The 8,947-nt window shown below is 45.5% G+C and carries 4 protein-coding genes; 2 read left to right on the forward strand and 2 right to left on the reverse strand.

The features are described from left to right. Nucleotides 1-84 precede the first annotated feature (84 nt). Nucleotides 85-3,762 (reverse strand): hypothetical protein, encoded by a 3,678-nt coding sequence (locus tag HMPREF9441_RS15070; RefSeq protein ID WP_008622662.1) that lies wholly within the window; start codon nt 3,760-3,762, stop codon nt 85-87. 232 nt (nt 3,763-3,994) lie between these two features. Continuing rightward, nucleotides 3,995-7,648: a hypothetical protein gene (locus HMPREF9441_RS15075; RefSeq protein ID WP_008622663.1), complete on the reverse strand. Its 3,654-nt coding sequence runs from the start codon at nt 7,646-7,648 to the stop codon at nt 3,995-3,997. Nucleotides 7,649-7,914: 266 nt separating this feature from the next. On the opposite strand from HMPREF9441_RS15075, the gene HMPREF9441_RS15080 reads away from it, so the two are divergent. Together HMPREF9441_RS15080 and HMPREF9441_RS15085 are read left to right on the forward strand one after the other, a co-directional pair. Beyond that, nucleotides 7,915-8,175, forward strand: coding sequence for a type II toxin-antitoxin system Phd/YefM family antitoxin (locus tag HMPREF9441_RS15080; RefSeq protein WP_008622665.1), 261 nt, complete (start codon nt 7,915-7,917; stop codon nt 8,173-8,175). Beyond that, nucleotides 8,166-8,438, forward strand: coding sequence for a Txe/YoeB family addiction module toxin (locus HMPREF9441_RS15085; protein ID WP_008622666.1), 273 nt, complete (start codon nt 8,166-8,168; stop codon nt 8,436-8,438). Before HMPREF9441_RS15080 ends, HMPREF9441_RS15085 begins: the two co-directional genes overlap by 10 nt. Nucleotides 8,439-8,947 lie beyond the last annotated feature (509 nt).

Consider the following 8,947-nt stretch of genomic DNA (forward strand, 5'->3'; position numbering starts at 1 on the left):
CAAAAAAGGGAAGACGAAATCACTTCGTCCTCCCTTCCAATCTAATCTATGAACCTATTTTTATTGATATATCATAACGGTGGTTCAACGCACCATTACTTTCACGGATTGAGTCGTGCCATCGCTCATCTTATCCTGACGGATGTAGATGCCGCGCTGCTTCGGTTCAGCCACACGCACACCGTTGATAGTGTACCATGCGGAACTTACCACCGTAGCCTTGCCGTCGGCAACTGCCTCTTCCACTGAAGATACGAAATCATCTGGCATGTTAGCATCTCCATCACCATAATAATAGAGGCGGAAATTGTCAAAGCAAGTCCAGTCGTTCGTAATCTTACCGGTTTTGCGTACGCCCAATACCGGTTCTTCACCCTCTTCTACACGGAAACTAAAGTTACCTTCATATTTTCCATCTTCAAAAGCAGCCTTTGCACCGGCAACATCATTGACAATACAATGGTACAACAAATCTTGATACTCGTTCGTGAACAAAGAATCCGGCAATACTTTATCGCCACTCGTATACTTATATTCCTGAACATTGTCAAAAATAGAAGCCAACTTATTGTTCCACTTAGACTCTTTTCCTTCCAAATATACCTCTGCGTTCAACACTTCCTCTGTGCTGTCGCGGCGGGTCAAAGCTGCAGGAGTGATATCCCCTCCGCGATAGAAGCCATTGTAAACCAAACGGTAGTAACCAGCCGGCATATTGTAGAGTTTCTGATGAATTTCACAACTATCATTAAAGATTTCATAATTCAATCCACCCGTAGCTGTACCACCGGTAGTCGTCCAACCATCTGCAGATGAAGCGTCTTTCCATTCAGCCGTAGTTGCATCATAAGTCCGTTTTTGGAAGCTCGGATTGATAATTAAGCCTGTAACATCCAACTTATCCTCCTTGCTGGCCGAAGCATAATCATAGTTACCACTCATCATCTTAGTGTAAGCCTTGTCAAGCTTGACATTATAGCCGTCGATTTCTTCCATGGAAGCAAAGATACCGTCACTGTTTATCTTTTCGTCTATTTCCAATACTACCTCATCAAGTTCTTCAAAACCCTCCGTATTGGCGTAGTCTTCATAACTACCTTCTCCCGTAGAACCCAACTTATCCGCATGATTGTCTTTTTTCGTTTCCAATGCGGTAGCTGCATCGATAGCTTCCTGGCCAAATTCCATGGCCTCCGTCAAAGCATCGAAATGCTCTTTATAAGTTTCCGGAGTCAGGTTGTCTGCCACAGCCACAGCCTCCTCAATAGCCTTGTTCAGCCCATCCTTGGCATCCTGAGTAGTTAATGATTCTGCTGCCAACATATCTTTTGCAGCCTGAATCTGTACATCCAAAGCAGACTTGGCTCCCGACATATCATCAGCGCCTAAATAAGTAACCTGGAAATTATCGAAGACTGCCCATGCGGCATTCCATGTCACACCAGACATCTTTATCCCCACACGAAGTATTCCGTCTTCACCCACATAGCAAGACAAAGTACTAAGATAATTTTCCGGATTTGCCTCAAAAACAGCCTGTGCAGATGCTTTTCCATGACATACATACTTGCCGGACAGACTCGCATCCCACGTAATTTCGTCCATATCGTCTGTCAACTTTTCATCCTGCGGGAAATCCATCACATGATGAAGGGGCGTTGAAGCATCATTTCCGAACAAAGAGGCTAAAATCTTATTGGTCTCATCACCTTCTTGTCCCCAGCCTTCCTGCCATTTATTGTCGTTCTGTGAACTCGGAGAATAGAAACCTTGCATCGTTACTTGATAAGAACCTTCCGGCAGACCTGTCAACTCTTGGGTAACATTCCATTCACGACCATTCCAAACCTCAGATACATTGGTATTATCGTTCTTGAAGTCGCCATTACCATTTTTCGTGAATGTCCATCCGTCATTGCTTTTCGTAAAGCTCGGATTCGTCATCAGCCCTGTCACATTATCCGTCTGCCCGTCAGTCAAAGCAGCCACAACACCGGCTTTCAGAAGACGATCGGCACGCGGCTGGATACTATCAAGTTCATTCGGGTTAAATGTACCGCCATCTCGTGCTTCCTCCAATTCACCCAAATAATCTTCATAATCGTCGAACACCACACCTTCCTTCGTATAGATAGAATTCTCCAGTTCTGTATCCAACTCATTGATCTTAGCATCCAGATTCTCATAAGCCTTCACATCCAAAACCAAACTATCCATACGAAGTAGCAAAGAATTGGCTATAGATTGTAAAGAATCGTCAGTCACTTCATTATTGGTAACTGCTTCTTTAGCCAAAGCAATCATTTCTTCATATTTCTTGTCGCCTTCCTTGCTATGCTTCTTACCGGCTATATCGTTTGCATATTGTTGTTCAGCCTCCGTAATATTCTGGTTCAACGCATCACGCATCGTAATAGCACCCGCTTTACCCATATATTGCAAAGTGAAATAACCTACGGCAGACCAACCGTCCTTACTGCCTTCGGAACGCATGCCGACAGTAGCCGTACCGCCGATTACAGAAAAGTCCACCGTGTAAGGCGCTGCATAAGAAGAACCGTCCGGTGAAGGCGTATCAGCTTCTTTCTTACTCTCGCCCGCTACCGTCTTAGCATACAAGAAAAGACCTTTTGGACCGCCGTTCTCAGCCGTCTGCTGCGTCATGATATAAGCCTTCAAACGGTATTTTCCATCAGGCAATTCGCTCAAAGACTGTTCAATGTAATAATCTCCCGTAGGAGGAGTTGCCACCCATCTTTCAAAGAATGTACGGAAATCAAAACCGTCAGACGTACCGATTTCGCCTTCTTTCTTTGTTACGATACCGAAATTATTATTGTTGTTAGCGCGCCAAGAAGTCCATCCGTCTGCACTTTCGAACGAAGCATTCTTAATCATAGCTGTCAAATCGGCGGGAGATGTTTCGGAAGCAGAACTGTATTTAAATTCCAACACAGCATCTTTCAGTTCTTCAGCCGCATCTTCTATTTGTTCCACCGTAGCCTTGTCACTCTCATACAACTCCTTGTACTTCGCATAATTCGTATAGCCGGCCTCATCGGCAGCTTCCAATTGCGGCTTCAACACATTCTTTTTAGCCGTATATACTTCGTACACTTCCGGCTCTACGAACTTCCAATCGAACTCAGCTTTTTCATAACCGGCTGTTCCGGGCTGGATCAAAGGATTGATAACTTCATTCCACCCTCCATCTGTATTAGGATTTACTCCAATCCACGTATTTTTATAAGCAGCATTGTTGGTTTTGTTGGTACCGTAAAGAGGATCATCCACATTCACCCGAATACGATAAAGACCATTATCCTGTGGCACGATATCCCACAAGATATGTCCTTGCTTGCTGTGATCCACGTAACATTTTATACCGGGATCCAAAAACACTTCATGGAAACCACCGTTACTCGGTGCGTTCATCAAAGACAAACGATAGGATTTGGCTGCCGAATAATCGTTGGCATCTTGCGGATGGGTAATCAACTCATAATCGGGTCCATAACTCAACGTCACTTCCTGCCCCGTATTCGAAACAATAAAGGTGGTGTTATAATCCGCTCCATTGGACATGAACTTTTCACTGGCCACATGATAGACGTAATACACAAGCCTTTGTCCGCCCTTGATTCCATCCAAATCCGGTTTTACGAACGTCAGTTCCGGATCAGCCCAATCGGCCGCCCATAAAGGTAATGTAGACGACGTAGCGCCACACAAAGCCACCAAGGCAAGTAATCTGTTTTTCATCTTCTTACAGAAATTAAGTTAATACTAATATTTTGCTTTTTAATAGGATTTCTTATAAGGGGCAAATTTACAATAAATACTCAATCTAAAAAATAATCCGGATGAAAAAAAGAAGATAAGCCTCTATTTTTAACACAAACACGGCAAATAGAGAAGGGAGAACGAAATCACTTCGTCCTCCCCTCCAATCTAATCTATGAACCTATTTTTATTGATATATCATAACGGTGGTTCAACGCACCATTACTTTCACGGATTGGGTCGTGCCATCGCTCATCTTATCCTGACGGATATAAATGCCACGCTGCTTCGGTTCGGCCACACGCACACCGTTGATAGTGTACCATGCAGAACTTACCACCATAGCCTTACCGTCGGCAACTGCATCTTCTACGCCATTTGGAATATCATCGGGACGGTTGGCTTCACCGGCACCTAAATAATAAAGATGGAAATTATCAAAGCATGTCCAGTCATTAGTAATGACCTCGTCCTTCTCAACCCCAATGGTCACACCTTCGCCATCTTCCTTCACCTCGAAGCTGAATGCCCCTTCGTAAGCATTGTCCTCGAAAGCCTTGCGGGCACCCACCCTGCCATTTACGACGGTATGGTACATCATATCCGGCATGTCCGGGAACAAAGAGTCTGCCAAAACAATATCACCGCTGTCATAGCTATAAAGCGTCACATTATCAAAGATGGAAGCCAATGGAACGGACAACTTTTCGGAAGCCGTTTCAACGTAAACCTTTGTATTCAGCACCTCTTCCGTGCTGTCGCGACGCGTCAAAGCGGCAGGCACGGCATCCCCACCACGGTAGAAGCCATTGTAGGTAAGACGATAATATCCTTTGGGCAAAGCATATACGGTCTGGTAAAGTTTGACATCACCAATATTGTACATCTCGTAAACCAAATCACTAGCCTTCAAATTGCCATCCACCTTATTGCATTCCCATCCGGCTCCGGAGCTTACTTTCTCCTGCGTATCGGCATCCATTTCCTCAAAGCTCGGATTGGTTATCATGCCCGTAACATCAACCGGGGTATCTTTTGAAGCCCCATTGAAATCCACTTGCGTGGCCACCATCTTGCAATAAGCCTCGTTCATACGCTGCATGAAACTTTCAATCTGAGCCAAATCGACAAGCGAACGTTCGTCGATGGCCAACAAGACTTCATCCGACACAAGTTCCAACAAAACATCATATTCGTCCGTACCGATGTATTTATCATATCCCTCAGCACCCTCTGTGCCATTGAACTTGTTATCATGGGCTGTAGCCACGGCCTCCAATTTGGTTGCCGCCGCACGTGATTGGGTCTCAAGGTCGATAGCTGCATTCAACGCTTCCGCATTAACGGCATACGATTCCTGAGTCAATTCCGTCTCCAAAGCCGCAGTAGCATCGGTAATGGCTTTCTGCAAGGCATCTTTCGCCGCCTGGGTAGTAAGCGTTTCCTTATCATCAAACAGCACTTTTGCATCGGCTATCCGGGCCTCCAACGCTGAAACCGCTCCGGTCATATCCTCCGCACCCAAATATTTCAACCTGAAATTGTCATACGTAGTCCAATCCCCCGCAAGTCCCGAATCCTCGGTCATCCGCACGCCCACGCGCAATTTGCCGTCAGCCTTCACATAACAAACGAATTTGTTCTCGAAATGACCTTCTTCAAAAGCCTTATGCGTTCCCGTCAAAGCATCCAAGGCATACTTGCCATTCCTCAGTTCGTCATTCGGCAATGACAATTGTACATCTTTGCCCCAACCTTCTGCCTGCATCGGTTCGTCAAACACCTCATCGTAACAATGATGGAGCTTTACGGAACCGTCGTTACCGTAAGCATACGCAGTAACCTGCGCCTCCTTGGCCTCCGTACCCCAAGCTGCCTGGCAAGCATCATGCCACGTAGGCCGTTGGAATCCTTGTACAGAGACTTCATAAGATCCTTCGGGCAAGCCCTCTATTTCCTGGTAGACATCAAACGTCTGTTTATCATACATCTCACCCGTTTCCACGCCTTGCCCGGAACCACCCTGCCATCCGTTGGCATTGTTGGTGAAGTTCGCATTGACCAATAAGGGCGTAAAGTCCTCGATTTCTCCTCTTAAAGCGGCAGCCCTGAAGTCCTCCATGTAATAGCGATCCATACGAGGTTGGACGCTGTCTATCAAAGCCGGATCGAAACTGCAATTCCCCTGCTCCACCTTAAGCGTATTGTCGATATAATCCTCCAAGGTAGGCCACTCCGCATCTTCATAGGGAGGTGCCCAATATTTAGTTTCAGCCTCAGTAAGCAACTGAGCCAGTTTTTCATACGCAGCCACGTCTTTGGCCATTTCGTCCATCTGCTTCTGCAAAGTCTCAATCAAAGCCGACACGGTCTCAATATCCACGCTCGCGTCCGCAGCCACTTCCTTGGCATGCTGGATAAGCGTCAAATAACTGTCCTCTCCTTTTTTGCTCATTTTTTTGTTGGCTTCCTTGTATGCCCCGTAAGTCTTTTCAGCATCTCCGATATGCTCTTTCAGATAATCCTGCATGGTCATGGCACCTGTCTTTCCCAAATACTCCAATTTGAAATTGTCCACGCCCGTCCACTCTGAATTAGGGTTTTCCACTTTTAAGCCCACCGTAGCGGAACCGCCTATGACAGAAAACTCGAGCGTGTAGGGTGCAGCATATCCCCCTCCGTCGGGCGACGGCACGGTGGCCTGCAATTTCACCTCGCCTCCCTTCGACTTGGCATAGAGGTAGCGTCCTTTCGGGCCTCCGTTTTCCTCCTTCACATTCGTCAGGATATACGCACTCAACCGATAACGCCCATCCGGGATATCATTGATTTCTTGCGTAATAGACCAACTCGTTTGCGGATTGGTGGCCGTCCAACGCTCAAAGAAACCTTTGAACTCTGTTCCGTCGGAAGTAGTTTGAGAAGAAGACTGTACCCCAAAATTATCTTGCCCACTGATGGCATCGCGTTGCAAAGTCCATCCATTTTCCCCATTGTCGAAAGCAGGATTCTCTATCACGTCGGTCACATCAGCCGGATGTTCTTCCGAAGCCCCCGAAAACTTAAAGTCGAACACAGCCTTTTTCAATCCTGCCGAAGCCGCTTCTACTTTCTCCAAAGTGGCAGCTGCATCCTGATATACTTTGTCATATTCGCCATACTCCGTATATCCGGCCTCATCGGCACTCTCCAACCACTTTTTCAGCACACGCTTTGCCAAGAGGACTTCGTAAGCCTCCGGAGTCACAAACCTCCAATCCAACTGGGCTTTTTCATTTCCGGCTGTTTCCGGATTGATAAAGGCGTCCACTCCGGTACGGGTCTCATCTACTAAACCTACATATTCTGCCGCATGCTCGGAATTCAATCCGTAAGTCGGGTCGTTATCACTTATCTTAATCCGATAATTTCCATCACCCACCGGACGAATCTCCCACAACATATGTCCCTGTTTGTTATGGTCTACGCAAAACGCATTGTCCGTCGGGCTATAATAAAGTTCGTGGCGACCGGTATTACTTTTCCCGTCCCACATGGTGAAACGCCACCCCTTGGCTTTAGAATACTCCTTGTCAGTTTCGGGGCGGTTACTCAATTCATAATCGGTATCATAGGTCAAATCCAGCTGCTTTCCCTCGTCAGCCACAATCACTTCTGTCCCCCAATTATGATTATAATCACCACACGTTATAAACTTCTGGGTAACCACATGGTAAATATAATACATGCCCCCTCCGGTTCCGTCTGTAGCCAAATTAGGTTCTACAAAATTCGGAATAGGATTTTCCCACTCTGCTGCCCACAAAGGCAAAGCAGACGAAGTTGCACCACAGAGTGCCATCACTGCAAGTAAACTGTTTTTCATGTTCCTTGAAAATTAAGTTAATACTAATATAATGTTTCGCTTTTAATAGGATTTTTATGGGCGTAAAGGTACAATAAGTATTCAATAAAAAGAATAATCCGAAAGAAAAAAATCAAAATCAGCCGTTTTTTTAACGCAAACAAGCTATTCTTTACCCCAATGGCAAGCCTTTCTGCTTGACAAAACATCCATAAAATATAAGGGAAGACGCTTGCAAGTACGAGAATAAGTACTTATCTTTATGCAAACGATAAAAACATAAGGTTATGAGGACTGCAAATTATTCTGAACTGAGAAACAAGCTGAAACATTACCTTGACGGGGTAATCAATGACAGCGAGCCGCTGTTGGTACACCGTCCGGGCAATGAGAGCGTGGTTGTCATGTCTTTGGACGAATACAACTCCATCAAAGAGACTGAATATATCATGAAATCTCCGGCCATGATGGACGCCATCAGGAAAGGAGCGGAAGAAATCAAAGAAGGTAAAGGGACGGCCGTAAATATTGATGAATTATGGAAATAATTTTTCTGGGACAAGCGGAAAAAGACAGGGAATATTGGAAGAAGTCCGGGAACAAAGCCATAATGAACAAAATAACCGCTTTACTTAAAGACATTGCCGAACATCCATACACCGGCATAGGCAAACCTGAACCATTAAAATATGAATTGGCCGGATACTGGTCGCGCCGCATCAATTCGGAGCACCGTATCGTTTATTCGGTCGACGAAGAGGTGGTGAGGGTGTATGTGCTTTCCATAAGATACTATTACGCCGGGAAATAGGGAGCCGCGCCCGGCGGACAGTCCCCTTTCTTTACTGAAAGCGACAAAAAAAGTCTGCGCCAAATGATTTTCCGTTCTCAGCCAAACGATTTTTCATCTTCAGTTGAATGATTTTCTATCCTCTGCCAAATGATTTATGCTGATGGCAGGAGTCCACTCTCAGCCCATGGATTCCAGATGAGAAAGGAACACGCTTTTCACCTTGCGCTTTTTCCACGCCCTACAAGGAGAAAAAAGAGAAATGGGTTCGCATCCTTCATACACGCTGCAAAACAGACACTTACGGTGAAAGGACATCCCAAAAGCCTTCACCATAGGTCCACTACAGAAGAGCCTGCTTTCACCATAATATATTGTCTCACATAATATTACGGTGAAGGATGACATTCATTCATCACAAAACGGCTACCGCTGCCGATAGATACGGAAAAGGGAGGACGAAATCACTTCGTCCTCCCTTCCAATCTAATCTATGAACCTATTTTTATTGATATATCATAACGGTGGTT

This window comes from Paraprevotella clara YIT 11840 (assembly GCF_000233955.1).
GTDB classification, from domain to species: domain Bacteria; phylum Bacteroidota; class Bacteroidia; order Bacteroidales; family Bacteroidaceae; genus Paraprevotella; species Paraprevotella clara.

Excerpts from the sequence above, each read along its gene's own strand:
- HMPREF9441_RS15075 (WP_008622663.1), bottom strand. The coding sequence starts at position 7,648 with ATGAAAAACAGTTTACTTGCAGTGATGGCACTCTGTGGTGCAACTTCG.
- HMPREF9441_RS15070 (WP_008622662.1), bottom strand. The coding sequence starts at position 3,762 with ATGAAAAACAGATTACTTGCCTTGGTGGCTTTGTGTGGCGCTACGTCG.
- HMPREF9441_RS15085 (WP_008622666.1), top strand. The coding sequence starts at position 8,166 with ATGGAAATAATTTTTCTGGGACAAGCGGAAAAAGACAGGGAATATTGG.
- HMPREF9441_RS15080 (WP_008622665.1), top strand. The coding sequence starts at position 7,915 with ATGAGGACTGCAAATTATTCTGAACTGAGAAACAAGCTGAAACATTAC.